Origin of the sequence: Mesorhizobium sp. WSM3868 (assembly GCF_002294785.1) — a bacterium.
GTDB lineage: Bacteria > Pseudomonadota > Alphaproteobacteria > Rhizobiales > Rhizobiaceae > Mesorhizobium.
In genome coordinates this window covers 38580-61795 of sequence record NZ_NSGB01000022.1, presented here as the reverse complement: position 1 = coordinate 61795, position 23216 = coordinate 38580, and the positions used below count along the sequence as shown (strand labels likewise).

Annotated in this window: 23 protein-coding genes and 1 tRNA gene; 8 read left to right on the top strand and 16 right to left on the bottom strand. The window is 64.5% G+C overall.

Annotated elements, in window-relative coordinates; all coding sequences use genetic code 11:
• Positions 1–19: 19 nt before the first annotated feature.
• The 3 genes from CK221_RS26340 to CK221_RS26330 all read left to right on the top strand — a co-directional run bounded on the left by CK221_RS26340 (position 20) and on the right by CK221_RS26330 (position 3225).
• Entirely contained in the window at positions 20–661 is a 642-nt protein-coding gene (locus CK221_RS26340) for a carbonic anhydrase (RefSeq protein ID WP_067001427.1), read from the top strand.
• Between the two features lie 10 nt (positions 662–671).
• Positions 672–1088: a hypothetical protein gene (locus tag CK221_RS26335; RefSeq protein WP_095779828.1), complete on the top strand. Its 417-nt coding sequence runs from the start codon at positions 672–674 to the stop codon at positions 1086–1088.
• A gap of 82 nt (positions 1089–1170) precedes the next feature.
• Complete coding sequence (locus tag CK221_RS26330; protein WP_095779846.1) at positions 1171–3225, top strand: M3 family metallopeptidase; 2055 nt, start codon at positions 1171–1173, stop codon at positions 3223–3225.
• Between the two features lie 140 nt (positions 3226–3365).
• On the opposite strand, the gene CK221_RS26325 is transcribed toward CK221_RS26330, so the two are convergent.
• The 4 genes from CK221_RS26325 to CK221_RS26310 form a co-directional block, all read right to left on the bottom strand.
• Positions 3366–4841 (bottom strand): M81 family metallopeptidase, encoded by a 1476-nt coding sequence (locus tag CK221_RS26325; protein ID WP_095779827.1) that lies wholly within the window; start codon positions 4839–4841, stop codon positions 3366–3368.
• A 79-nt stretch (positions 4842–4920) separates the two neighbouring features.
• On the bottom strand, positions 4921–5748 hold the full coding sequence (locus CK221_RS26320; RefSeq protein WP_095779826.1) for a carbohydrate ABC transporter permease: 828 nt from the start codon (positions 5746–5748) through the stop codon (positions 4921–4923).
• Positions 5745–6614 (bottom strand): sugar ABC transporter permease, encoded by an 870-nt coding sequence (locus tag CK221_RS26315; protein WP_095779845.1) that lies wholly within the window; start codon positions 6612–6614, stop codon positions 5745–5747. The genes CK221_RS26320 and CK221_RS26315 overlap by 4 nt, the downstream gene beginning before the upstream one ends.
• Positions 6615–6903: 289 nt before the next feature.
• Positions 6904–8133 (bottom strand): sugar ABC transporter substrate-binding protein, encoded by a 1230-nt coding sequence (locus CK221_RS26310; RefSeq protein WP_067002159.1) that lies wholly within the window; start codon positions 8131–8133, stop codon positions 6904–6906.
• A gap of 171 nt (positions 8134–8304) precedes the next feature.
• Here CK221_RS26310 and CK221_RS26305 point away from each other — a divergent pair, with 171 nt between their 5' ends.
• From CK221_RS26305 to CK221_RS26295, 3 genes are read left to right on the top strand one after another with little or no spacing between them, the layout of a single operon-like run.
• Positions 8305–9075 (top strand): SDR family oxidoreductase, encoded by a 771-nt coding sequence (locus CK221_RS26305; RefSeq protein ID WP_095779825.1) that lies wholly within the window; start codon positions 8305–8307, stop codon positions 9073–9075.
• Positions 9076–9077: 2 nt separating this feature from the next.
• Complete coding sequence (ugpC, locus tag CK221_RS26300) at positions 9078–10145, top strand: sn-glycerol-3-phosphate ABC transporter ATP-binding protein UgpC (RefSeq protein ID WP_095779824.1); 1068 nt, start codon at positions 9078–9080, stop codon at positions 10143–10145.
• A 9-nt stretch (positions 10146–10154) separates the two neighbouring features.
• A complete protein-coding gene (locus CK221_RS26295; protein WP_067001412.1) occupies positions 10155–11036 on the top strand; it encodes a MurR/RpiR family transcriptional regulator in 882 nt (293 codons plus the stop codon).
• Positions 11037–11144: 108 nt separating this feature from the next.
• Here the strand turns inward: CK221_RS26295 and CK221_RS26290 are convergent, their stop codons facing one another.
• Entirely contained in the window at positions 11145–11456 is a 312-nt protein-coding gene (locus tag CK221_RS26290) for a DUF167 family protein (RefSeq protein WP_095779823.1), read from the bottom strand.
• A gap of 9 nt (positions 11457–11465) precedes the next feature.
• The gene (locus tag CK221_RS26285) at positions 11466–11756 is read right to left on the bottom strand and encodes a YggT family protein (protein WP_067002157.1); all 291 of its coding nucleotides are present in this window, start codon (positions 11754–11756) and stop codon (positions 11466–11468) included.
• A 140-nt stretch (positions 11757–11896) separates the two neighbouring features.
• Here CK221_RS26285 and CK221_RS26280 point away from each other — a divergent pair.
• Positions 11897–11972: transfer RNA gene (locus CK221_RS26280), tRNA-Ala, on the top strand.
• 37 nt (positions 11973–12009) lie between these two features.
• Here CK221_RS26280 and CK221_RS26275 read toward each other — a convergent pair.
• Entirely contained in the window at positions 12010–12345 is a 336-nt protein-coding gene (locus tag CK221_RS26275; protein WP_143749108.1) for a hypothetical protein, read from the bottom strand.
• A 275-nt stretch (positions 12346–12620) separates the two neighbouring features.
• Here CK221_RS26275 and CK221_RS26270 point away from each other — a divergent pair, with 275 nt between their 5' ends.
• The gene (locus CK221_RS26270; protein WP_095779822.1) at positions 12621–12800 is read left to right on the top strand and encodes a hypothetical protein; all 180 of its coding nucleotides are present in this window, start codon (positions 12621–12623) and stop codon (positions 12798–12800) included.
• A 54-nt stretch (positions 12801–12854) separates the two neighbouring features.
• On the opposite strand, the gene CK221_RS26265 is transcribed toward CK221_RS26270, so the two are convergent.
• The 9 genes from CK221_RS26265 to CK221_RS26225 all read right to left on the bottom strand — a co-directional run bounded on the left by CK221_RS26265 (position 12855) and on the right by CK221_RS26225 (position 23067).
• Positions 12855–13349, bottom strand: coding sequence for a hypothetical protein (locus tag CK221_RS26265; protein WP_095779821.1), 495 nt, complete (start codon positions 13347–13349; stop codon positions 12855–12857).
• A gap of 125 nt (positions 13350–13474) precedes the next feature.
• Positions 13475–14869, bottom strand: a complete 1395-nt coding sequence (locus CK221_RS26260; protein WP_095779820.1) for a multicopper oxidase family protein — start codon at positions 14867–14869, stop codon at positions 13475–13477.
• Positions 14870–14999: 130 nt separating this feature from the next.
• The gene (locus tag CK221_RS26255; protein WP_095779819.1) at positions 15000–16808 is read right to left on the bottom strand and encodes an ABC transporter ATP-binding protein; all 1809 of its coding nucleotides are present in this window, start codon (positions 16806–16808) and stop codon (positions 15000–15002) included.
• 151 nt (positions 16809–16959) lie between these two features.
• The gene (locus CK221_RS26250) at positions 16960–17904 is read right to left on the bottom strand and encodes an acetamidase/formamidase family protein (RefSeq protein WP_095779818.1); all 945 of its coding nucleotides are present in this window, start codon (positions 17902–17904) and stop codon (positions 16960–16962) included.
• The gene (locus CK221_RS26245; protein WP_067323083.1) at positions 17894–19537 is read right to left on the bottom strand and encodes an ABC transporter substrate-binding protein; all 1644 of its coding nucleotides are present in this window, start codon (positions 19535–19537) and stop codon (positions 17894–17896) included. Before CK221_RS26245 ends, CK221_RS26250 begins: the two co-directional genes overlap by 11 nt.
• Before the next feature lie 33 nt (positions 19538–19570).
• Positions 19571–20491, bottom strand: coding sequence for an ABC transporter permease (locus CK221_RS26240; protein WP_066998214.1), 921 nt, complete (start codon positions 20489–20491; stop codon positions 19571–19573).
• A complete protein-coding gene (locus CK221_RS26235) occupies positions 20488–21354 on the bottom strand; it encodes an ABC transporter permease (protein WP_210200043.1) in 867 nt (288 codons plus the stop codon). The genes CK221_RS26240 and CK221_RS26235 overlap by 4 nt, the downstream gene beginning before the upstream one ends.
• Before the next feature lie 19 nt (positions 21355–21373).
• A complete protein-coding gene (locus tag CK221_RS26230; RefSeq protein WP_066998217.1) occupies positions 21374–21976 on the bottom strand; it encodes an ANTAR domain-containing protein in 603 nt (200 codons plus the stop codon).
• The gene (locus CK221_RS26225) at positions 21973–23067 is read right to left on the bottom strand and encodes a transporter substrate-binding protein (protein WP_095779817.1); all 1095 of its coding nucleotides are present in this window, start codon (positions 23065–23067) and stop codon (positions 21973–21975) included. The genes CK221_RS26230 and CK221_RS26225 overlap by 4 nt, the downstream gene beginning before the upstream one ends.
• Positions 23068–23216: the final 149 nt, after the last annotated feature.

The following is a 23216-nucleotide window of genomic DNA, read 5'->3' as shown; positions in this document are numbered from 1 at the left end:
CAAACCCGGAAAGGCGCCCATGCCCCATCTCCCCGAACATCTGCTGACCGGCTATCGCAACTTCATGAGCGGCCGCTATCCCGCCGAAAGCGACCGCTACCGCTCGCTGGCGCGCGAGGGCCAGGCGCCCGAGACCATGATCGTCGCCTGCTGCGATTCCCGCTCGGCCCCCGAAGCGATCTTCGATGCCGGGCCGGGCGAGCTCTTCGTGCTGCGCAATGTCGGCAATCTCGTGCCGCCCTATGAGCCGGACGGCGAGTTCCACTCGACCTCTGCTGCGCTCGAGTTCGCCGTGCAGAGCCTGAAGGTGAAGAACATCGTGGTGATGGGCCATGGCCGCTGCGGCGGCATCCGCGCCGCGCTCGATACCAATTTTGCGCCGCTGTCGCCTGGCGATTTCATCGGCAAATGGATGAGCCTGATCGCGCCGGCTGCCGAGACCGTCTCGTCCAGCACCTTCATGACGGCGACCGAGCGGCAGACGGCGCTGGAGCGCATCTCGATCCGCTATTCGATCGCCAATCTCAGGACATTCCCCTGCGTTTCGATCCTCGAGGGCAAGGGCAAGCTTACCCTGCACGGCGCCTGGTTCGACATCTCGACCGGCGAGCTCTGGGTGATGAACAAGGAGACCGGCGATTTCGAGCGGCCGGAGCTTTGATGGAGGGCTGATGGAGCGGATCTGGTGTAGGTTTCTCCTTGCGGCAGCGCTGCTGCTGTCCGCGACGATCAGCGCCAGCGCCGATGACAGCGCCGTCATCGATCGTTGGTATTCGGCACTCCTGGTCGCCGACCGCACCGAACTGTCTGAATTGCTTTCTGAAGAGGTGCACATGAAGCTCGACGATGTCGGCGTCGTCCAGGACAAGCAGGAATTCCTCGCGTCGATCGACGAATGGCAAGGCACGGTTGCCGGCGCCGCCATCCGCCATCGCATCGAGAAGAGCGAAAAGGGCGAGACCACGGTGCTCGCCTGCTACGATTTCCCCGAGAACGACACGCTGATGCGCGAGACCTTCACCGTCGTCGGCGGCCGCATCACCGCCAGCACCCAGACGGCGGTCGCGCAGGACTGCAGCGCCTACTGATCCTGTTGTTGCGCGGTGCCGAGCACCGCCCTACATCGGGATAACCCGCCTGCATTCAGCCCCACCAAAAGCGCCTATGGATTTGCCCATGTCAAAGACCGTCGACCTCGCCGCCCATCCGCTGACGCTTTGGCAAGGCCCGCTCGGCCTGCCCGATTTCACCCGCATCGGCGACAATGATTTCGGGCCGGTCTTCGACGCGGCGCTGGCAGCGCACCAGGCTGAGATCGACGCGATCGCCGGCAAGAGCGAGGCGGCAACGATCGAAAACACGCTGGCTGCACTTGAGCTCGCCGGCGAGCCGCTCGACCATGTCTCGTCGATCTTCTGGTGTCGGGCCGGCGCCCACACCAACGACACCATCCAGCAGCTGGAGCGCGAGATTTCGCCCAAGATGTCGCGGCACTTCTCCGCGATCTCGATGAACGAGAAGCTGTTTGCCCGCATCGACGACCTCTACCAGCGCCGCGACAGGCTGAGCCTCGATCCCGAGACGTTGCGTGTGCTGGAAAAGACCTGGAAAGGCTTCGTCCGCTCCGGTGCGAAGCTCGATGCGGAAGGCAAGAAGCGGCTGGCGGCAATCAACGAGGAACTCTCCTCGCACGGCACCAAATTCGGCCAGAATGTGCTGGCCGACGAACGCGACTGGGCGCTGTTCCTCGACGAGGCTGACCTCGTCGGCCTGCCGGATTTCTTGAAGAGCTCGATGGCCGAGGCGGCCGAGATGCGTGGCCAGAAGGGTCGCTATGCGGTGACGCTGTCGCGCTCGATCTACGAGCCGTTCTCGACCTTTTCTGAGCGCCGCGACCTGCGCGAGATCGCCTTCAGCGCCTTCATCATGCGCGGCCAGAATGGCGGCGCAAGCGACAATACCGATGTGGTGCGCGACATGCTGAAGCTGCGGGCCGAGAAGGCGAGGCTGCTCGGCTATGAGTCTTTCGCGGCGCTTAAGCTCGACGACACGATGGCGAAGACGCCGAAGGCGGTGCACAACCTGCTCGATCCGGTCTGGGAAAAGGCGCTGGAAAAGGCGGCCGCCGATCAGAAGGAGCTGGAGCGGCTGGCCACCGAAGCCGGCAGCAACGAGAAATTCGCGGCATGGGACTGGCGCTACTACCAGGAGAAGCTGCGCGCCGAGAAATTCGCCTTCGACGAGGCCGAGCTGAAGCCCTACCTGCAGCTCGAGCGCGTCATCGACGCCTGCTTCGACGTCGCGACCAAGCTGTTCGGCATCAGCTTCGAGGAGAAGAAGGGCATTGCCGCCTGGCATCCCGACGCGCGCGTCTTCGTGGTCAAGAACGCGGACGGCAGCGAGCGCGGCCTGTTTCTGGCGGATTACTTCGCGCGACCCTCGAAACGCTCCGGCGCCTGGATGAGCGCGCTGAAATCCGGCTACAAGCTTGGGAAAGGCGCGAAGCCGGTCATCTACAACATCATGAACTTCGCCAAGCCGCCGGCCGGCGAGCAGGCCCTTCTCTCCGTCGACGAAGCAAAGACGCTGTTTCACGAATTCGGTCACGCGCTGCACGGCATGCTGACCGACGTCACCTGGCCGTCGGTCTCCGGCACCTCGGTCAGCCGCGACTTCGTCGAACTGCCCTCGCAGCTCTATGAGCATTGGCTGACGGTGCCGGCGGTGCTGGAAAAGCATGCGCTGCACGTCAAGACCGGCAAGCCGATGCCGAAGGACCTGCTCGACAAGATGCTCGCCGCCCGCACCTTCGGCGCCGGCTTCGCCACGGTCGAGTTCACCGCCTCGGCGCTGATCGACATGGCTTATCACGCAAGGCCGAACGCGCCGGCCGAGCCACTTCCGTTCGAGGCCGAAACGCTGGAAAAGCTGCATATGCCCGACACCATCGCCATGCGTCATCGCACCCCGCATTTCGGTCATATCTTCGCCGGCGAGGGTTATTCAGCCGGCTACTATTCCTACATGTGGTCGGAGGTGCTGGACGCCGACGCCTTTTCCGCCTTCGAGGAAACAGGCGATCCCTTCAACCCGGAACTGGCCGAGCGGCTGAGGAAGAACATCTACGCCGCCGGCGGCTCCAAGGACCCGGAAGAGCTTTACACGGCCTTCCGTGGGAAAATGCCTTCGCCCGAGGCGATGATGGTGAAAAGAGGGTTGGTGTAGCGCCAGCAAATCTCCCCCCTTGAGGGGGAGATGTCGCCGAAGGCGACAGAGGGGGTCACCTCGACCGCCGCGACGCCTTCAAAAGGTCGGCGCTTCACGCGCGGCAACCCCCTCTGGCCGTTAGCCATCTCGGGGAGAGATCATCGGCGCCACGGATCCTTCACCCTCGGCCATATCGGTCTCCTCAGCTTCCTGTAATCCGTCACCGCCGGATTGCTGGGATAAGAACTCGGCGCCGCGACATAGATGACCTCGGCGGCGATCGGCGCGAAGCCGGCGTAGAAATGGTTGGTCGACTTGATCAGCAGGATGTCCTTCGACATCGGATCGACGCCGATATTGGAAAAAATGTCCGGCTCGAAGGTCTGCGTGCGGTTGGTGTTGAGGATGACGTCGACCTCGGTGCCCTCGATGCGAACCACCGCAGCCGGCCCGAGCGTCACCCGGCTCGGCCCGAAGCTTTGCCAGCCCTCGCTGACGGCCTTGAGCACCGTGACGCGCGCGTCGATCGGCTCGCCGGCCTGCGGTCCGGCCTTGCCGCCGAAGCGCAGGTCGATGACGGCGCCATCGCCGGCCGCCTGGCAGAAGGTCACCGCGATCGGATCCCAGATCGTGGCGACGCCGACACTGTCGATCCCGCGCGCCAGCAATTCGGAAAGCACGATGGTGCCGTCGCCCGGCACGCCTCCGCCCGGATTGTCCCAGATATCGGCGATCACCACCGGCTTGTCCTTCTGTGCCGCACGCACGGCAAGCGCCCGCTCGATGCCGGCGGAGGCGGAGAGCATCGTCATCGCCGTCTTTTCGCGCAGCGCATAGAGCTCGCGTCCCAGCGTTTCGGCGAGTTGGTCGCCTTTTTCCTTGTCGTTGTCGGTGACGACCAGGATGCGCGTTCCCATCTCCGGCACGTCGGCGGCCATGAAGCCGTGGATGACCGAGACCGACAGCACGCCGTCCTTGCCGTGCAGCGCTTTGATCTTGTCGACGAAAGAGCGCATCGGCTCGCGGCTGGTCGGCAGCACCTGGATCATGCGGCAGTCGAAGGTCGAGATCACCGGCTTGATTTCGCCCCGCGCCGCGGCAAGGCCGAGCTCGACCACATGCTCGCCGCGCTCGTAGAAATCGGTGTGCGGGAATTCGAGGAAATAGGCCATGATGTCGGAGGCCGCGACGCGCTTGGGCGTCAGATGGCTGTGCGGATCGAATTCCGAGGCGATCACCACCTTCGGCCCGACGATTGCGCGCACACGCTCCAGCAGGTCGCCCTCGCAGTCGTCATAACCCTGCGCCACCATCGCGCCGTGCAGGCCGAGGATCACCGCATCGACCGGCAGGGCGGCATTGAGCTGGTCGAGGATCTCGTCGCGCAGCGCCTCAAAAGTCTGCCGCTGCACCAGGCCGCCGGGCTCCGCCCAGGTGGCGGTGCCTTCGATGACGGTCAGGCCTTCGCTGGCCGCGCGCCGGCGCAGCGCCACGATCGGCGAGGAGCACAGCGTCGGCGTCTCCGGATGTTTTCCCGGTTCGGCATAGAAGGCCATCTCGAACGACGCCCGGTCGGTCGGCACCGGCGAGAAGGTGTTGGTTTCCGTCGCCAGGGAGGCGGTGAAGATGCGCATCAAAACTCCGTGGACTAATTGTTTTTGGCAATTCCGGACGGAAAACCGCTGCACGGTTTTCCTGGAATTGCGGAGATTGCTATTTGACCGCTCCTAATGCCAGCCCGCGGACCAGGTAGCGCTGCAGCCAGACGAAGAGGGTCGCCACCGGCAGCGTCGCCAGCAGCGTGGCCGCCATGACGTGGTGCCATTCGATCGTGTAGCGGCCGGCGACCAGCGAGAAAACCTGGATCGGCAGCGTGTAGCTTTCCTGGCTGCGCAGCATGGTGAGCGCCACGACGAACTCGTTCCAGGCGTTGATGAAGGTGAAGATCGCCGTCACCGCGATTGCCGGCAGGCAAAGCGGCAGGAACACTTTTCGCAGCGTCAGCCAGCGGCCGGCGCCTTCCATCCAGGCGGCCTCCTCGAGGTCGCGCGGAATGGTGTCGAAATAGCTCTGCAGCATCCAGACGGTGAAGGCGACGTTGAAGGCCATGTAGATGAAGCCGAGTGCCGTCGTGCTCTCGACCAGCCCCCAGGCGGCCATCAGCCTGAACAGGCCAAGCACCAGCACGATCGGCGAGATCATCTGCGAGATCAAAAGGAACTGGCGGAACGCGCCATAACCGGCAAAGCGGAAGCGCGACATGGCATAGGCCGCCGGCACCGAGATCAGGATGGCGCCGATCGTGGCGAGCGCCGAGACATAGAGCGAGTTGAGAAGCGCCTGGCCGAAGCCGGTCGCCACCCACATATCGGCGAAATTCGACCAGCGGAATTCGCTCGGCCACCATGTTGGCGTCAGCACTTCGGTCCGCGGCTTGACCGCGGTGAGGAACATCACCGCGAAGGGGAAGATCGTCACCACGATCAATGGCGCAAGCAGCAGCCAGGCGATGATCGAGCGTTTCAGCTTGCCGTTTCTCATGCGCGTTGCTCCCGCATGGCGAGCCGCACATAGATCATGGTGAAGATGAGCAGGATGACGAACATCACCAGCGACACCGCCGAAGCCTCGCCCAGCTTGCCGATGCGGAAGGCGAGCTTGTAGAGATGGGTGACCAATATGTCGGTGGAGTTCGCCGGCCCGCCTTGAGTCATCACCCAGATGATCGGGAAGGAGTTGAAGACGTAGATCGTGTTGAGCACGATCGCGATGTTGATGAACGGTTTTAGGAGCGGAAAGGTGATCTCGCGGAACTGCTGCAGGGCGGTCGCGCCCTCCAGCGCCGCGGCTTCGTAGAGATCGTCGGGGATCGACGACAGGCCGCCGAGGAAGATCGTGGTGGTGAACGGCACCGTCACCAGTATGCCGATCAGCACCTGCATCGGGAAGGCGGTCTCGGCGCTCGCCAGCCACTGGATGTTCTGGCTGATCAGGCCGAGCTTCATCAGCCCCGAGTTCAGCATGCCGCTTTCGCCGTTGAGCGCCCAGCGCCATACCACCGCCGTCATGGTGAGCGACACCGCCCAGGGCAGCATGATGATGACGCGGGCCAGTCCACGGCCGTAGAAGTCGGTATTGAGGATGATCGCCACCGGGATCGACAAGAGCAGCGCCCCGCCGACCACCAGCACGGTCCATAGGCCGGTGCGCCACAGGGCGGCGACAAAATCGGGATCGGCAGCAAGCGCCCGGAAATTGGCCAGGCCGCTGAAGTCGCGCAGCTGGCCAAAGCGATTCACGTCATGCGTCGAGATCTGCACGAGATCCCAGACGGGCCAGAAGATCACCACCGCCGCCAGCAAAAGGCTGGGAAGCGTCAGCAGATAGGGCACGATACGGCTTTGCATCGGCTGGCTTGCACCGCGTTGCGGGTAGATGGCAGTGGCATTGGTGCTCAAGGCACGTCCCCGCATTCGAATTTCGCTGGCCTGCCGGCTTGGCTGTCGTTCTTCCTGGGCAATTGCATCAGGATTTGCATTCCTCGCCGGCGTTTGCGCCGACATCGATGATTGTCCTTGTCTGAACCGATTGCCCGGTCGTTCTTAAACCGCGCCCGTTCTCCTGGGATTGCCACACCGGACAGATGTGGCGCGCCCCGACGGGGTGGGGCGCGCCACGGGCGCAGGGAGATACGCCCTATTTCTTCAGTACGCCGTTGGCCTTGTCTGCCGCCTCCTTCAAGGCGGCCTCCGGCTCGGCGCTGCCGAGATAGATCTTCTGCATGGCGTCGGAAGTGATCTGGGCGATTTCTTCCCAGCCCGGGATGACCGGCGCGAAGCGAGCGTCGGGCAACAGCGCGGTGAAGGCGGCGAGGTCGGCGTTGTTGACGTAATAGTCCATCTTCGCCTCTTCCTTGTTCACGGGCAGGAAGCCTTCGCCTTGCGTGAACTTGGCGCGCTGCTCCTTGGTGAACAGGAAGTCGAGCAGCTTCCAGGCCTCGTCCTTGTTCTTGGAGTTCTTGAACATGATTATGGAATCGGTGACGCCATAGGTGCCGCGCGCGCCGGTCGGCCCGGCCGGAATGGCGGCGACGCCGTATTTCAGGCTGGGTGCCTCTTCCTTGATCTGGTTGGAGAGGAATGGCGCGGTGATCATCATGCCGACCTTGCCCTGCTTGAACAGGTTCTGCACGTCCTCGCGGTTGTTGGAGGTCACGCCGGGCTCGGTCAGGCCCTCGTCGATCATCGACTTGTAAAGCTTGGCCGCCTCAAGCGCCCCCGGCGTGCTCAGGCCCGACGTGCCGTCCTTGTTGAGGATCTCCGTGCCGAATGACCACATCGCGTAGTAGTAATAGACGTCCGTCTCGATCTCCTTGCCTTGCAGGCCGTAGCCGAAGGCGCCGACCGCCTTGATCTTGCGCGCGTCCTCCTGCAACTCGGTCCAGGTTGCCGGCGGCTTGGCTATGCCGGCCTTCTCGAACAGCTCCTTGTTGTAATACATGGCACGCGCCGAGGCGGCGATCGGCAGGCCATAGGTATGGCCGTTCATGATCGAGGGCTGCAGGAAGGTATCTATGAAGCGGTCCTTGAACTCGGGCTTGATGTAGCTGTCGAGCGGCTCGGCGACGTCTTGCTGCACGAAGTCGATCAGCCAGCGCGTGCCGATGATCGACAGATCGGCATTGGTGCCGGCAGTGATGTCGGTGGTCAGCTTCTGCAGGAGCACGTCCCACGGCACCACTTCATATTTGATGGTGATGCCGGGATTGGCCGCCTCGAACTCCTTCTTCACCTCTTCGAAATAGGGGCCGGTCTTGGCGCTGTATTCGGCGACGGTGACGCGCACCTCGCCCGCATCGGCCGGCGCGGCAAGCGCCAGCATGCTCATTCCGGCCAACAGGCCGACAGTCCATTTCGCAAGGCTCATCTGATCTCCTCCCATGATGCGCATTCGTGCCTGGCCCGGTGGGCACAGGATTTATGTTACTTTCCTACATTATCGATGGTTTTCGGGGAAGCAAGCAGTTTATCATGTTGCTTAATTACATTTCCTTGAGTAGCGTTCTCTCCCTGTCTGAAGAGGCGAGGAGCACTGATCGTGGTGTCGCAGGGCGATTTCGAGGGCAAGACAATTGTCGTCACCGGCGCCGGCGGCGGTCTTGGCTCGGCGATCGTGGCGCTGATGGCCGAGCGCGGCGGCCGCATCGTCGGCTGCGACCAGTCGGCCGAGGCGCTGACCAGCCCGTACATCGCCTCGTGCCACGTTTTCAACCTGCTCGACCGCACCTCGATCGAAGCGGCGATCTCAAGCCTGCTCGACAAAGACGGCGTGCCGGATATCCTTGTCAACAATGCCGGCTGGACGCGCGCCGAGACGCTGAAAGCGTTGACGCCGGACAGAATAGAACAGGAGCTCGACCTCAACCTCGCCGGCGTGATGAGTTTCGCCGATCCGCTGGTCAAGGCGATGGCCGCGCGCGGCTCGGGCAGCGTCGTCTTCATCTCCTCGGTCAACGCCATCGCGCATTTCGGCAATCCGGCCTATGCCGCCGCCAAGGCCGGCATCAACGCTTACGCCAAGTCGATCGCCGTCGAGCTTGGCCGCAGCGGCGTGCGCGCCAACGTCGTCTGCCCTGGCTCGATCCGCACCGCCGCCTGGGATCATCGCCTGGCTAAGGATCCCGAGATCCTCGGCCGGCTGAAGCGGCTCTATCCGCTCGGCCGCATCGTGAATGCGTCGGAAGTGGCCGAGGCCGTGGCTTTCCTTGCCTCCGACCGCGCATCCGGCATAACGGGCGCCGTGGTGCCGGTGGACGCCGGACTGACAGCCGGCTACCTGCCTTTCATCGACGACATTTTGGGAGCGTGACCATGACCGATGTCCAGTTTCGCAACCTGTCGAAATCCTTCGGCCAGCATAAGATCCTCGAGGACATCAACCTCGAGATCAAAAGCGGCGAGTTCGTCGTGCTGGTCGGTCCGTCCGGCTGCGGCAAGTCCACGCTCCTGCGCATGCTGGCCGGGCTGGAGACGATCTCCTCCGGTGATCTCGTGATCGGCGGCACCCGTGCCAACGACCTGCCGCCGCAGAAGCGCAACATCGCCATGGTCTTCCAGTCTTATGCCCTGTTCCCGCATCTGAGGGCCGCCGACAATATCGGCTTCGGCCCGAAGATCCGCGGCGAAACGCGTGCCTCGATCGACGACAAGGTCAAGAAGGCGTCCGGCGTGCTCAACCTCTTCTCCTATCTCGACCGCTATCCCAGGCAGTTGTCCGGCGGCCAGCGTCAGCGCGTCGCCATGGGCCGCGCCATCGTGCGTGAGCCCTCCGTCTTTCTGTTCGATGAGCCGCTCTCCAATCTCGACGCGCAGCTGCGCGTGCAGATGCGCACCGAGATCAAGGCGCTGCACCAGCGGCTGAAATCGACCATCGTCTACGTCACCCACGACCAGATCGAGGCCATGACCATGGCCGACCGCATCGTCGTGATGGATCGTGGCCGCATCCAGCAGGTCGGACAGCCGCTCGAACTCTACGACCGCCCGGCCAACAAGTTCGTCGCCGGCTTCATCGGCTCGCCGTCGATGAGTTTTGTTTCCGGCGCGCTGAAGACCGCCGACGCCAAATCCTGGTTCGAGACCAAAGGCGGCGGCCGGCTGGCGCTTGCCGGCAAGACAGCGTCCGGCGGCGACACGGTCGAGGCGGGCATTCGCCCCGAGCATTTCATCATCGGCGCGCGTGACGATGCCATCGCCATCGACGTCGACGTGGTCGAGCCGACCGGCTCAGAGACCCATGTCTATGGCTCGATCGGCGACGACACGGTGCGCGCCGTGTTCCGCGACCGGCTGCAGGTGAAGCCGGGTGATCGGCTGCCGGTGAGCGTCGACCCGCGCAACATCCATCTCTTCGACAAGGCGACGGGCCTGCCGCTGTGAGATGAAAGGATGAAGACCCCGGCCGACATCATCACCCGCCTGCAACTGATGTCGCAGGACGGCACCAAATCGGACCGCCGGCTGGCCGGCTTGGTGCTTTCCGATCTCGATTTCGCCTCCAAGGCGGCGATTTCGGAGATTGCCGCGCGTGTCGGCGTCAGCGAGCCGACCGTCACCCGCTTCTGCCGCAATCTCGGCTGCGAGGGCCTGCGCGATTTCAAATTCTATTTGGCGCAGGCGATCGCCATCGGCGGTCAGTACCTGTCGCCGGAGCCGCTCAGCCGCGACGCGCGCGAGCAGCGCATCGCTTCCGCCATTACCGAGGCAGCGGTCGCCGCCATCCAGCGCGCCAGCGAAAATCTCGACATGACCACGCTGATGGCTGTCGGCGCCCGCATCGCCGGTTCCGGCAATGTGCTGTGCATCGGCTCCGGCGGCATCTCCTCGATGATGGCGACGGAGATGCAAAATCGGCTGTTCCGGCTGGGCCTCTCGGCGCTCGCCCAGGTCGACGGCCAGTTACAGCGCATGTATGCGGCGGTCGCGACACCGGAGACGACGCTGGTCGCCTTCTCGGTCTCGGGCTATGCCCGCTCGGTCATCGAGGCGGTCGAGGTCGCGCAGCAATATGGCGCAGCCACCGTCGCCATCACCGCGCCCGATTCGGCTTTGGCCAAGGTCGCCGACACGGTCATCCAGCTGCAGTCTTTCGAGGACGGCAATATCTACAAGCCGACCTCGTCGCGCTACGCGCTGCTTGCCATTCTCGACATGATCGCCACCACGGTGGCGGAATCGCGCGGGCCGAAGGTGCTGGAGAACCTGCGCCGCATCAAGCAGAGCGTGAACACGCTGAAGGTCGACGATCCGAAGCTGCCGCTGGGAGACTGAAGCGCCGGCGCTGAACTGCCGATCTCCCCCGAGTAGGAACCCAAGCGGGGGGGGAATGTCCGGCAGGACAGAGGCGGGCGCTGGCCCGCCTCGCCTCTCAAGTTTGGATTACCCGGAAAGCGCCTCGACGCGCTTCGCCAGCTCAGCCGCATCACCCCAGATCCGCAGCGTCTTCAGCCGGGACGTGCCTCCGGCCACCACCGAAACCGCCGATCCCGGCACGCCAAGCGCCTTCGCCACCATCCGCTCCAGCGCCGTATTGGCGGCGCCGTTCTCCGGCACCGCGCGCACACGCGCCTTGAGATGGCTGCGCCCGTCGGCGGCCGTCTCAATGCCTTCGATCCGATCCACCGCCGCATTCGGCGTCAGCCGCACGAAAAGGTCGATGCCGTCGTCGCGCGGACGGAACGGCGAGTCCATGGATCGGCCTTAAGCGACCCAGGAGAAGACGGTGGTGATCAAAAACTGGCGGATGAAGAAGATGATCAAAAGAAGAATGATCGGCGAAATGTCGATGCCGCCAAGATCGGGCATGTAGCGACGGATCGGCCGCAGCGCCGGCTCGGTCAGACGGTAAAGCATATTGCCGACGGTGCCGACAAACTGGTTGCGCGAGTTGACGACGTTGAAGGCATAGAGCCAGGAAAAGATCGCCGAGGCGATGATGATCCACCAGTAGATATCAAGCGCCATGACGATGGTTTGAATAAGGGCGATCATGCCGGTCTCCAAATTGTCGCCGACATGTAGCCATTGCGCGCGGAACCGGCAAGGCCCGGCCGTTTCGGCGCTCGATGCAGGGCAGCCGTTTCGCCTTGACATCAAACCGCCGCGACCGATACAAGCCGATCCGCTGGAACGGGGCTGTAGCTCAGCTGGGAGAGCGCATCGTTCGCAATGATGAGGTCAGGGGTTCGATCCCCCTCAGCTCCACCAGCCGAAAGCAGGGGCGGGCTCTGGGCCCGCCAGTCGCTCAGTCATCCCAATCGTCCCAATTGTCTTCATCCTGCCGCGGATAGCTGGGGATGACGCGGACAATCGGCCGCCGGCGCTCGTAGCGCCAGTAATACTCGTCCGACGGCTGCGGCTCGTAGGTGCGATAGATCGGCCGGTAGTGCCGCTCGCGCTTCCAATGCTTGTGCTTCTTGTGCGGGCGCACGCAATAGCCGTCTTCGGTCAGGTACGCGCATGTCACATGCGCCTGCTGCACGAGGCCGTCTCCAGCCGGGATACCGATCATCGGCGCCGCCTGAACCGCGGGCGCCAGCGCCAGCATGGTGCCGGCAAGAGTAAGGACGGACAATTTCATCGACCTCTCCATCGTCTCGAATTGGGCGGCCGAAAGACCTTCGGATTCAGGACGATTTGCGGCGACCAGCATCACTTTTCTTTCCCGCCGCACATATGAGCGTCAGATCATGTTTCCACTAGCATCCTGCGTCCTGCACGCCGGCGGCTCTGTTTCCAGGTCACGAATTGGCAACGAGAAGCCATCTTCCGCGTCATTCCCACGAAACAGACGGGGCGCATTGGGTTGGGCGTCCCGCCGCCGACGTATCCGCCATCCCAACGGAGGAAGTATCAATGTCAGTGGTGGGAATCCTGCTCCATCTCGGCCGTGCCATCATCCATGCGCACAACAACGCTAAGGTCAGGAACCTGATGGACGCCTCGCCGCCCAAAACCCGCACAAACACGGGCCGGCAAGCCTCACCCGGCGCCTCCGAAAAAGAGCCCGGCGCCATTCATCCCGGCGGACGCTAAGGCACTTCCAGGACAAGTGCGAACTGAACGCTCCGCGTGGCCGGTATTGCCCGATCACCTGGAGACCGCCGTCGCTTTGCGATTGCGCTGTCGCGCATAGGCCACGCAGGCGTCCACCGTGCTGACGCAGAGCGCATCGATGCTGTTGGGCAAATTGTTGTCGCCGGCATAGGTCACTTCCGCGACACGGCCGCCGAGCATGCGGATCTGCGTGTTGCAATAGCCGCCGGGCGCGACGTTGACGGACCCTCCAACCGCGGGGATAGCGCCCAGGGCCATGGTCGGCACCGCGATGTTGAGATTGCCGCGCTGCACGCTGCGCTGATAGGTCCAGATCTGGCCGGAAGGCCCCACATCGGCGGTCGCGGTCGGAAAGCCGGCGCACATGCGAACATCGGCCTCGCTGAGGCCGACCATTTCCCGGCGGGCGGCGGCCGTGGTGGGATCCTCTTTCGCGACCCGCGACGTATCGTCGGGGATGACGCAGGACGACAGGATGGAGATGCCTGCCGCAACAAGGGCAAGTTTTCGAATGCGCAAAGATGTCATGCCGTCGGTCGGAGTTGCGTGCCGCCCCAGCGCCTCTTGCCTACCTAGGCAAGCGGGGAAGGGCGTCAACCCGTCGAGGTCCGCGAATTCCCGTCAAAGGCGAGGGCGCCTACCGCTCCATGCGCTCACGCCACGCGCAAATAGCTCGTCATGCCCGTCTTCTGGTGCTCGATGATGTGGCAGTGGAGCAGCCAGTCGCCGGGGTTGTCGGCGACAAAGCCCAGTTGCACCTTCTCGTCGGGCTGGATCAGATAGGTGTCGGAGATAAGCGGCTGGACCGCGCGCGTCGAGGACGACAGCACCTTGAAGCTCATGCCGTGCAGGTGGATCGGGTGCGCGTGCGGCGTCAGGTTTTCCATGTCGATGATGTAGCTTTGGCCGAGTTTCAGCTCGGCCAGCGGCGCGGTCGGGTCCGGCGTGTCGCCCGGCCACGGCACTTTGTTGATCGCCCAGAAACTATAGCCGAGCGACCCACAGATGCTGTCGGCCGCGACATTTTCGGCCGTGGCGCTCAGCGCCAGAGGAATGCGCCTCGCGGCGGCGACGTCCACCTCCGCCACCGGATTGGACTCGAGCGGGCCGAGATCGCGAAGATCGCGCTTGAGCGATTGGCCGACCGCACGCAGCGTCGCCAGAACCTTTGGCTTCGTGCCCCTGACATCCCGCAGGCTGACGATCGCGCCTTCGTCGTCGGGCATGCGGATGGCAAGCTCCAGCCGCTGTCCGGGCCCGAGCTGCAGGGCGTCGGGCGCAAAGCGCTGCGGCACCGGATTGCCGTCGAGCGCGATGACGGCGGCCTCGGCGCCGTCGACGCGGAAGCCATAGATGCGCGTGACATCGGTGATGGCGGCCCGCAGCCGCACCAGCCCGCCAGCCGGCGCGTCATATTGCGGCTGGTCGAGCCAGTTGGCCGTGCGCACCGTGCCATAGGTGCCGCTGCGCGCCGCATCGCGCGGCCGGAACTGCGCGATGAACTGGCCGTCATCGCCGAGGCGCCAGTCGCGCAGATTGAGCGCCACTTCGGCATCGAAGGCAGGATCGTTCGGGTTTTCCACCACGATGACGCCGGTCAGCCCATGGCCCATCTGTTCCAGCGTGTTGCAATGCGGGTGATACCAGAAGGTGCCGGCGTCTGGCGGCGCGAAGGCGTAGTCGAAATGATCGCCCTGATACACATAGGGCTGGATCATGAACGGCACGCCGTCCATCTTGTTGGGAACGCGGATGCCATGCCAATGGATGGTCGTCGGGTCGTCGATGCCGTTGACGAGCCGCGCAGCGAATGGCTTGCCTTTCTTCATCCTGATGACCGGCGGCGGGCCGGCCTCGCCATAGGTCAGGACATTCTTCGTTGGCGCGCCGGCCATCAACTGCGCTGCTATGCCTGCCGTCTTCAAGATCAGCGGTTCGGGTTTCGCCGCCGCCCAGCCGGCGAACTTGCCGGCGGTCGAGAGGCCGATGCCGGCCGCGCCGGCCGCCGCGGCGCCCTGCAGGAGTCTGCGGCGTGTGAAGACCGACATTGAGAATCCGGAATGGGTGAGTGGCAGCTTCAGGCTCTACCACCATTCGCGAACATCCCGAAACGGACAGATCGCCGCTCCCGAAAGCCAAATCGAATCCCAGGCTGAATGCGGCAGGCAGTGATCCTGATCAATCTCCGACGGCGGCGAAATGTCCGCCGCCGAAATCCTTGAGCACCAGTTTCGGCACGCGCTCGCCGATCCGCCGCGTCGCGCTTGGAATTTCGCGCTCGAGACGGGCAAAGCGTGTCCGGCGCAATGACGGATCGGGAACAGGCACGGCCTCGATCAGCCGCCGCGTATAGGGATGGCGCGGATTGGAGAACACCTGGTCGCGACTGCCGATCTCGACGATCTGGCCGAGATACATGACGGCGACACGATCCGAGACGTTTTCGACCACCGCCATGTCGTGCGAGATGAACAGATAGGCGACGCCGAATTCGCGCTGCAGCTCCTTCAAGAGATCGAGCACGCGCGCTTGCACCGAAACGTCGAGCGCCGAAACGCTCTCGTCGGCGATGATCAGCTTCGGCCTCAGCGCCAGCGCCCGCGCGATGCAGATGCGTTGGCGTTGGCCGCCCGAGAATTCATGCGGATAAAGCTCCATCTGCTCAGACGAGAGACCGACCCGCTCGAACAGCGCTGCCACGCGCTCCCGCCGTTCTTCCTTCGAGCCGATGCCATGGATCAGCAGCGGCTCCGCCACCAGCTCGCCGACGCGCATGCGCGGGTCGAGCGAGGCATAAGGGTCCTGGAAGACCATCTGCACGTCTCGTCGCACCGCCTTGCGCTCGTCGCGCCCGAGGCGGGACAATTCGCGTCCGCCGATCGTCACGCCGCCGCTATAAGGAACGAGGCCGGCCAGCGCCTTGGCGGTGGTCGACTTGCCGCAGCCGGACTCGCCGACCAGCGCCAGCGTCTCGTTCGGCGCGATCGAGAAGCTGATGCCTTCGACGGCATGCACCCTTCGGTTGACGCGGCCGAAGAAGCCGCCACGCAGGTCGAAGCGGACATGCAGGTCTTTCACGACCGCCACCTTGTCTTGCATTGCCGCCACGTCGGACTCGCCGGAAGCCCGGCGGCGCGCGCCGGAGCCGATGCGCGGAACGGCGGCAAGGAGCTCGCGCGTATATGCGGCTTGCGGCCTGGCAAAAATAGCCGATGTCGTCCCCTCTTCGACCATGCGGCCGTTGCGCATGACGATCACCCGATCGGCCATTTCGGCGACGACGCCCATGTCGTGGGTGATCAGGATCACACTGGTGCCGTGCTGGCGCTGCAGGTCGCGCAGCAGTTCCAGCACCTCGCCCTGCACGGTCACGTCGAGCGCCGTCGTCGGCTCGTCGGCGATCAGCACGGCGGGTTCGAGCGCCAGCGCCATCGCGATCATCACCCGCTGGCGCATGCCGCCGGACAGCTCGTGCGGAAATTGTTTCAGCCGGCTTTCGGCCTCGGAGATGCGCACCGCCTTCAGCGCCGCGACCGCGCGCAGCTTGGCCTCCGTGTGGGATACACCGGTATGCGCCTCGATCGACTCGGTGAGCTGCCGGCCGATCGACAGCACCGGATTGAGCGAGGTCATCGGCTCCTGGAAGATCATGGCGATGCGGTCGCCGCGAATGTCGCGCATGCGCCGTTCGTCGAGCACCGTCAGCTCGACGGCACTGCCATCCTTATCGCGAAGCCGGATCGTGCCGGCGGCGATGCGGCCGGCCGGCTGCGGCAGCAATTGCATGATTGCCAGCGCGGTCATCGACTTGCCGGAGCCGGACTCGCCGGCGATGCACAGCGTCTCGCCGCGTTTGAGAGACAGCGACAGGCCGGATACCACCTCGCGCTCGCCATCCTCGCCGCGCACGCTGACGCTGAGGCCGGCGATTTCCAGCACCGCCTCGCCGGCCAGCGCTGATGGAACTTCGCGAACGCTTTGAGTCATTGCTCTCCCCGAGCAAGTCGGAGCGCCGGTCCCCACCCGGACCTTTGGTCCGACCTCCCGACGAGGGGGAGGTAGGGCGCTGGCGTTTTACCCTCCCTCTTGTGGGGAGGGTCGCTGCGAAGCAGCGGGGCGGGGGTGGGGCGCCGACCTCTCATTCAAACACGCAGCGCGGGAAGTAGAACGACACCACCCAGTTCGGCATGTCGACGATCTCGCTGATCCTGAGATCGCCGCAGACCGAGACCAGCATATAGGCGTCGACCGGGTCGAGCTTGTATCGGCCGGCCAGCAGGTCGACCATCTGACTGACCGCCTGCTTGGCGCCGGTCATCAGGTCGGGTCCGATCCCGGTCGTCACCTCATAACCTTTGGCGTCGAGATGCCGCGTCACCGGGCCCGGCGTGGTGAAGCGCGGCGTCTTCAGCCGCGCGTCCTTCACCAGGTCGAGCTTGAGCACGACGTCCATCGGACTCTCGATCGCAGTGCCGCACACTTCGCCGTCGCCCTGCGCGGCATGCGTGTCGCCGACGGAAAACAGCGCGCCTGCCACTTCCACCGGCAGATAGAGAATGGTGCCGGCGGCAAGGTCCCTTATGTCGAGGTTGCCGCCGACGCGCCGCGGCGGCACCACCGAATGGTGGCCCATCTCGCCCGGCGCGTTGCCGATCGTGCCGGCAAACGGCTTCAGCGGCACGCGGCCGTGTCTGCCGAACAGCGCCGGCTCGAGCGAGCCGGGGTCGTATTTCCAGATGTTGAGTGCCGGCTCCTTGAAGTCGTCGGCAAGCAGACCGAAGCCCGGAATGTTCGCCGTCCAGCCGAAGCCGGACGGCTTGAACATTTCGATCGTCACCTTCAGCGCGTCGCCGGGCTCGGCGCCCTCGACGAAGATCGGCCCGGTCACCGGGTTGATCATGCCGAAATCGAGGCTGGCGATATCGCCGACGGTGCTGTCGGCCTTGAGCTGCCCGCCGGAGGAATCCAGGCACTGGAACTCGATCGTCGAGCCAGGTGCCACGCGCTCGGCCGGGGCAAAGGAATTGTCCCAGCCGAAGTGGTGATGGCGCCCGTGGATGGTGTAGTCGCAGTTACTGCACATCTTTCACATACACATTGTCGTAGTTGATCGGGATATGGACCGGGTCGACGTAGAGATTGTCGGCGCCGCCCATGCGGGCCGACTTCAGCGTGAAGCGCTGCTCGTTGAAGACCGGCGCCCAGGGTGCGTCCTCCATGATCTTGTCGTAGATCGCGCTCCACATCTTCTCGCGATCCGCGGACTTTGCCGGATCGACGACCGAATCGGCTTCGGCAGCCTTGGCGTCGAGATCCTTGTTGCAGTACCACGCCCAATTCCAGCCGCCCGGCACCGCGCCGGCGCAGCCGAGGATCGGTCCGTAGAAGTTGGACGGATCCGGGAAATCGGCGATCCAGGCCATGCCGCCCGACCAGATCATCGGCGCGCCGGACTTGTCGCCGCCGGCGGCAATCACGTTGGCCTGGGCGAGCGATTGGATGCTGGCCTTGATGCCGATGGCCGCCAGATCCTGCTGGATCGCCTGCGCGATACGCGGATTGGGGTCGGTGTTCATGGCGAACAACTGCGTTTCGAAGCCATCGGGGTGGCCGGCCTCGGCAAGCAGGGCCTTGGCCTTGGCGACGTCATAGGGATAGCCCTTGAATGCCTTGTCGTAACCGGGCATCGAAGGCGGCAGCGGCTGGTTGGCCGGCACCGCGCGGTTGTTGATCATCTGAACGATGCGGTCCTTGTTGATCGCCATGTTGACCGCCTGGCGCACCTTCACATTGTCGAAGGGCGGCATGGTGGTGTTCATGGTGATGTAGCCGGTGTGCAATTGCCCGCCCACCACGACGCGGGCCTTCTGCTCCGGATCGTTCATCACCTCCTGGAATTTGGCCGGCGGAATGCCGTCGCCGGGCACGTCGATCTCGCCCTTCTGCAGGCGCAGCAGCGCCACGATCGGCTCCTGGCCGATCTCGAAGGTGATCTTGTCGAGATGCGGCAGGCCCTTATGCCAGTAGTCGGGATTGCGCTCGAAGACGATGCGCTGGCCGAGCGTCCATTCGGCGAGCTTGAAGGCGCCGGTGCCGACCGGATGCTTGCCGAAGTCGGCGCCGTATTTCTCGACCTCCTCTTTCGGCACCACATGCGAGAAGTTGATCGCCATGACATGCAGGAAGGTGGCGTCCGGACGGGTCAGCTCGAACTTGATCGTATAGGGATCGACCGCGGTGACGCCGGAGAGGCTGTTCGCTTTGCCGGCGGCGACCTCGTCATAGCCTTTGATCGAGCCGAAGAAGCCGGCGCCCGGGCTCTGCGTCTTCGGATTGGTGACGCGGTCGAGCGAGTATTTGACGTCGTCGGCCGTCATCTCCCGGCCATTGTGAAACTTCACGCCGTGGCGCAGCTTGAAGGTGAACGTCTTGCCGTCCGGCGAGATCTCGTAGCTTTCGGCAAGGTCGGGCTTCAGCTTGGTGGTGCCGGGCTCGTAATCCATGAGCCCGTCGAACAAGCTCTTGATCATCGACCAGTTCTGCCAGTCGTAGCCGATCGCCGGATCGAGCGTCGCGACATCGTCCTTGTAGGTGATGGTGATGGCGCCCCCCTGCTTGGCGTTAGGGTCGATCGCGTCGTCGGCGCGCGCGCTTGCCATGCCGAGCATCAGCGCAAGCGCCGAGGCCGCCACGGTGGATGCCAGAAATCGTCTCATGTCACTGTTCCCTTTCTCTGGTTGTTGCCTTGTTCATCTGAGTTTAATTCGGGGGTCGATGAAGGGCGCGATGATGTCGGCCAGCAGGTTGCCGAGCACGATGGCGAAGGCCGAGACCAGGGTGACGCCCATGATGATCGGGATGTCCACGCGCTGGATGGCCTGCCAGGCGAGCTGGCCGATGCCGGGCCAGCCGAAGACGCTTTCGACCACCACGATGCCGCCCATGAAGACGCCGATGTCGATGCCGATCATGGCGACCACCGGCAGGATGGCGTTGGGCAGCGCATGGCGGAACAGGATGGCGCCGCGCGCCAGGCCCTTGGCGCGGGCGGTGCGCATATAGTCCTGGCGCAGAACGTCGATCATCGACGAGCGCATCATGCGCGCATACCAGCCGGCGCCGAGTATGCCCATGGTCAGCGAGGGCAGCACAAGATGCCGCCAACTGCCGTAGCCGCCGATCGGGAACCAGCCGAGCCGGACGGCGAAGACATAGAGCAGGAGCAGGCCGACGACGAATTGCGGCGCCGAGACGCCGACGAAGGAGGCGACCATCAAGGTCTGATCGGTGGAGGTGCCGCGCTTGACGGCGGCGATCAGGCCCATGGTAAGGCCGATCGCGAGCTCGCACAGGATGGCGCCGACCATCAGAAGCAGGCTCGCCGGCAGCCGCGAGACGATGAGCTCGGTGACTTCCGAGCGCTGGATGTAGGAGCGGCCGAGATCGCCGCTGAGCAGCCTTGTGAGATAGTGCCAGTACTGGACGATGAAGGGCTGGTCGAGGCCGAGCTGCCTGCGGATGTTTTCAACCGTGTCGGGCGTCGCGCTGCGGCCGGCGATCTGGCGCACTGGATCAGCCGGCAGCAGATAGAGCAGCGCGAAGGTGATCAGCGAGACGCCGAGCAGGATGAGCAGCGACTGGATGAGACGTCGGCCGAGATAGGCGATCATGCCCGCCCCCTCTGCGTCGGGTCGAGGATGTCGCGCAGCGCGTCGCCGATCAGGTTGAAGGCAAGCGCAAGCGCCAGGATCGCGGCGCCGGGGAAGAACACCAGCCAGGGCGCCGCCTGGAAATAGGTCTGGTTCTCGAAGATGATGTTGCCCCAGGAGGCCGTCGGCGGCTGCACGCCGATGCCGAGATAGCTGAGCGTGGCTTCGAGCAGCACCGTGGTCGAGATGCCGAGCGTGCCCCAGACGATGATGGTCGGCAGCAGATGCGGCAGGATATGGCGCAACAGGATGCGCGGCGCGCTCGCCCCTATCGTGCGCTCGGCATCGATGAACTCGCGCTCGGACAGCGACGAGGTTTCGGTGTAGATGACGCGCGCGGTCTGCACCCAGTTGACCAGCGCGATCACCATGGCAACGATCCAAAGGCTCGGCTCGAACACCGCCGCCAGGCAGATGGCGAGAAGCAGTGCCGGGAAGGCCATCATCAGGTCGGTGAAGCGCATCAGCGCGCTGCCGATCCAGCCGCGGAAATAACCGGCCGTGACGCCGACCAGCGTACCGATCAGAAGCGCCACGCCGTTGGCGACGATGCCGATGATCAGCGAGGTGCGGGCGCCGAACAGGATGCGGGTCAACAGGTCGCGGCCGAGCAGGTCGGTGCCCAGCCAGAACTTGGCGTTCGGCGGCAAGGGCGAACCTTCCAGCGTCAGTCCGTCGAACATCTGCTCGTTGGGATCGTAGCCGGTCAGCCACGGCGCCAGGATGGCGCCAGCAAGCACGATGGCGACGATGAAGTGTCCGAGCAGCGCCAGCGGCCGCTTGAGCAGCCGGCGCCAGACGCCGGCGCGCGGCTTGACCGGCATTTGGCCCGGCGCCGGGAGATCAGGCGCGATGGGATTGGTCACCGCCATCCTCATTTTCCGTCATCGCCACGATCCGCCGGGCCGCTTCCTCGACGCTGATCTGCCAGCTCATCGCCAGCGACCGCAACTGCGCATAGGCGCGATCGTCGTCGCTGCCTTTCGACAGCGCCGCGACCGCGCGCACGATGGTCTGGCGCTCGCCGACGCGCTGGCGCAGCGACGCGATCTCGTCGGCCAGCCGTTTCCCCGCCTCGAAGCTTTGCCGGGCGATCAGCAGCGCGCTGTACACGCCGGCATTGCCGACCGGTTTCAACAATTGCGCGTCGGCTTTTTGCGACAGCGCCCATTCGATGCGGCCCGGCGCTTCCGAACCGATCAGCGCCACCAGGGGCATCGGCGCCTCGCCCGGCTGCCACGGGAACTGCTCGTCGAAGCCGAGATCGGCGTCGAAGAAGACGAAATCCGCGGCAAGCGCCTCTGCCGGCAATTGCGGCCAGCATTCGACCGCCTCAAGGCCGATCGCCGACAGCTGCCTGGTGATCGCCTGCACCGTCGCGTGCGGGCGATGCAGCACGAAAGCCCGCGCGCCGCCGAGATTGGGGATGCGTGCGGACCGGCTCACGACACCACCCTGAGCCGCGGACGGCCGAAGGTCTTCGCCGGGTCGTAACGCGACAGATAGGGATCGGGCGCCACCTCTTCCTCGCGGCTGACGACCTCGAAAAATCCATCGGCGATGCGCCCGATGATCACCGGCAGGGTTGCATGCTGCGTGTGCGGATCGATTGCGATAGGCCCCAGGCGCGTCGTGAAGCGGCGCCCGGCGAAGGCTTTTGAGAACGCCGCCGGGCCGGCGTCGGGATCGCCGGAGAGCACGTCCGCCATCACTTGCACCGATGCATAGGCGGACGCCTCGAAGGACGAGGCGAAGGCAGCCGGGCGCGGCGCGAAATAGGGTCCGGCCGACAAATGGCCCCTGCCCGTTTCGCCGATCGCCGGCAACTCGCCCTCGGTGAGATTGCAGGATATGACCGGGCAGGCGTCGGCCTTGAAGGCCGCATTCTCGCGTCCCAAGTCGCGATATGCCGCCAGGAAGGCATAGGACGAGGTGCCGATGAGGTTGTTGAGGATGAAATTCGGCCGCGTGGCGCGGATTTCATCGATCAGGCGCGAAACGTCGGTTTCACCGATGCGCAGGTAGCGCTCGCCGAGCACCTTGCCCGCAGCGTCGGCGATCAGGTCGCGCGCGACGCGGTTCATCTCCCAGCCCCAGATATAGTTCGAGCCGAGCAGGAAGCCGTTGGCGCCGAAACGCGGCGCTACATGAGCCATCAGCGGAACCAGATGCTGGTTCGGGCAGGCATGCATGTAGACGACATGCTCGTTGGCCTCGAACCCCTCATAGGGGCAGGCATACCAGAGCATGCCGCCCGCCTTCTCCAGCACAGGGATCGTCTCCTTGCGGCTCCAGGAGGTAATGCAGCCGATCACGTGGCGGGCGCTGCTGGTCCGGAAGATATCCTCGCAAAGTGAGGCGTAGCGGTCGGCATTGCTTTGCGGATCGCGTTCGACCGGCACCAGCTCGATCCCGCAGCTTCGGTCGGCATTGATGTCGGCGATCGCCCGCATCGCGCCCGTACGGCACGCGTCCGAGACGAGCTGGTAGCTGCCGGATCGCGAATAGAGGACGCCGATCTGGATACGCCGTTTCAAGCAATGCCCCAAAAATGAAAAAGCCCCGCAGCCGCCGCCGACAGGCGAGGCATACGAGGCATTCTTGCCGTCCGGCGACCGAGGCCGATATGTTCGCAGCTACCCTATTCCCTACCGCCCGCCAGTCAAGCCTCAAAGTTGCATGGCCG

Excerpts from the sequence above, each read along its gene's own strand:
- CK221_RS26290 (WP_095779823.1), bottom strand. The coding sequence starts at position 11,456 with ATGGACTCGCCGTTCCGTCCGCGCGACGACGGCATCGACCTTTTCGTG.
- CK221_RS26240 (WP_066998214.1), bottom strand. The coding sequence starts at position 20,491 with ATGATCGCCTATCTCGGCCGACGTCTCATCCAGTCGCTGCTCATCCTG.
- CK221_RS26275 (WP_143749108.1), bottom strand. The coding sequence starts at position 12,345 with ATGAAATTGTCCGTCCTTACTCTTGCCGGCACCATGCTGGCGCTGGCG.
- CK221_RS26315 (WP_095779845.1), bottom strand. The coding sequence starts at position 6,614 with ATGCAAAGCCGTATCGTGCCCTATCTGCTGACGCTTCCCAGCCTTTTG.
- CK221_RS26335 (WP_095779828.1), top strand. The coding sequence starts at position 672 with ATGGAGCGGATCTGGTGTAGGTTTCTCCTTGCGGCAGCGCTGCTGCTG.
- CK221_RS26245 (WP_067323083.1), bottom strand. The coding sequence starts at position 19,537 with ATGAGACGATTTCTGGCATCCACCGTGGCGGCCTCGGCGCTTGCGCTG.
- CK221_RS26325 (WP_095779827.1), bottom strand. The coding sequence starts at position 4,841 with ATGCGCATCTTCACCGCCTCCCTGGCGACGGAAACCAACACCTTCTCG.
- CK221_RS26285 (WP_067002157.1), bottom strand. The coding sequence starts at position 11,756 with ATGATCGCCCTTATTCAAACCATCGTCATGGCGCTTGATATCTACTGG.
- CK221_RS26270 (WP_095779822.1), top strand. The coding sequence starts at position 12,621 with ATGTCAGTGGTGGGAATCCTGCTCCATCTCGGCCGTGCCATCATCCAT.
- CK221_RS26265 (WP_095779821.1), bottom strand. The coding sequence starts at position 13,349 with ATGACATCTTTGCGCATTCGAAAACTTGCCCTTGTTGCGGCAGGCATC.
- CK221_RS26255 (WP_095779819.1), bottom strand. The coding sequence starts at position 16,808 with ATGACTCAAAGCGTTCGCGAAGTTCCATCAGCGCTGGCCGGCGAGGCG.
- CK221_RS26260 (WP_095779820.1), bottom strand. The coding sequence starts at position 14,869 with ATGTCGGTCTTCACACGCCGCAGACTCCTGCAGGGCGCCGCGGCGGCC.
- ugpC (WP_095779824.1), top strand. The coding sequence starts at position 9,078 with ATGACCGATGTCCAGTTTCGCAACCTGTCGAAATCCTTCGGCCAGCAT.
- CK221_RS26235 (WP_210200043.1), bottom strand. The coding sequence starts at position 21,354 with ATGCCGGTCAAGCCGCGCGCCGGCGTCTGGCGCCGGCTGCTCAAGCGG.
- CK221_RS26295 (WP_067001412.1), top strand. The coding sequence starts at position 10,155 with ATGAAGACCCCGGCCGACATCATCACCCGCCTGCAACTGATGTCGCAG.
- CK221_RS26320 (WP_095779826.1), bottom strand. The coding sequence starts at position 5,748 with ATGAGAAACGGCAAGCTGAAACGCTCGATCATCGCCTGGCTGCTGCTT.
- CK221_RS26340 (WP_067001427.1), top strand. The coding sequence starts at position 20 with ATGCCCCATCTCCCCGAACATCTGCTGACCGGCTATCGCAACTTCATG.
- CK221_RS26250 (WP_095779818.1), bottom strand. The coding sequence starts at position 17,904 with ATGTGCAGTAACTGCGACTACACCATCCACGGGCGCCATCACCACTTC.
- CK221_RS26310 (WP_067002159.1), bottom strand. The coding sequence starts at position 8,133 with ATGAGCCTTGCGAAATGGACTGTCGGCCTGTTGGCCGGAATGAGCATG.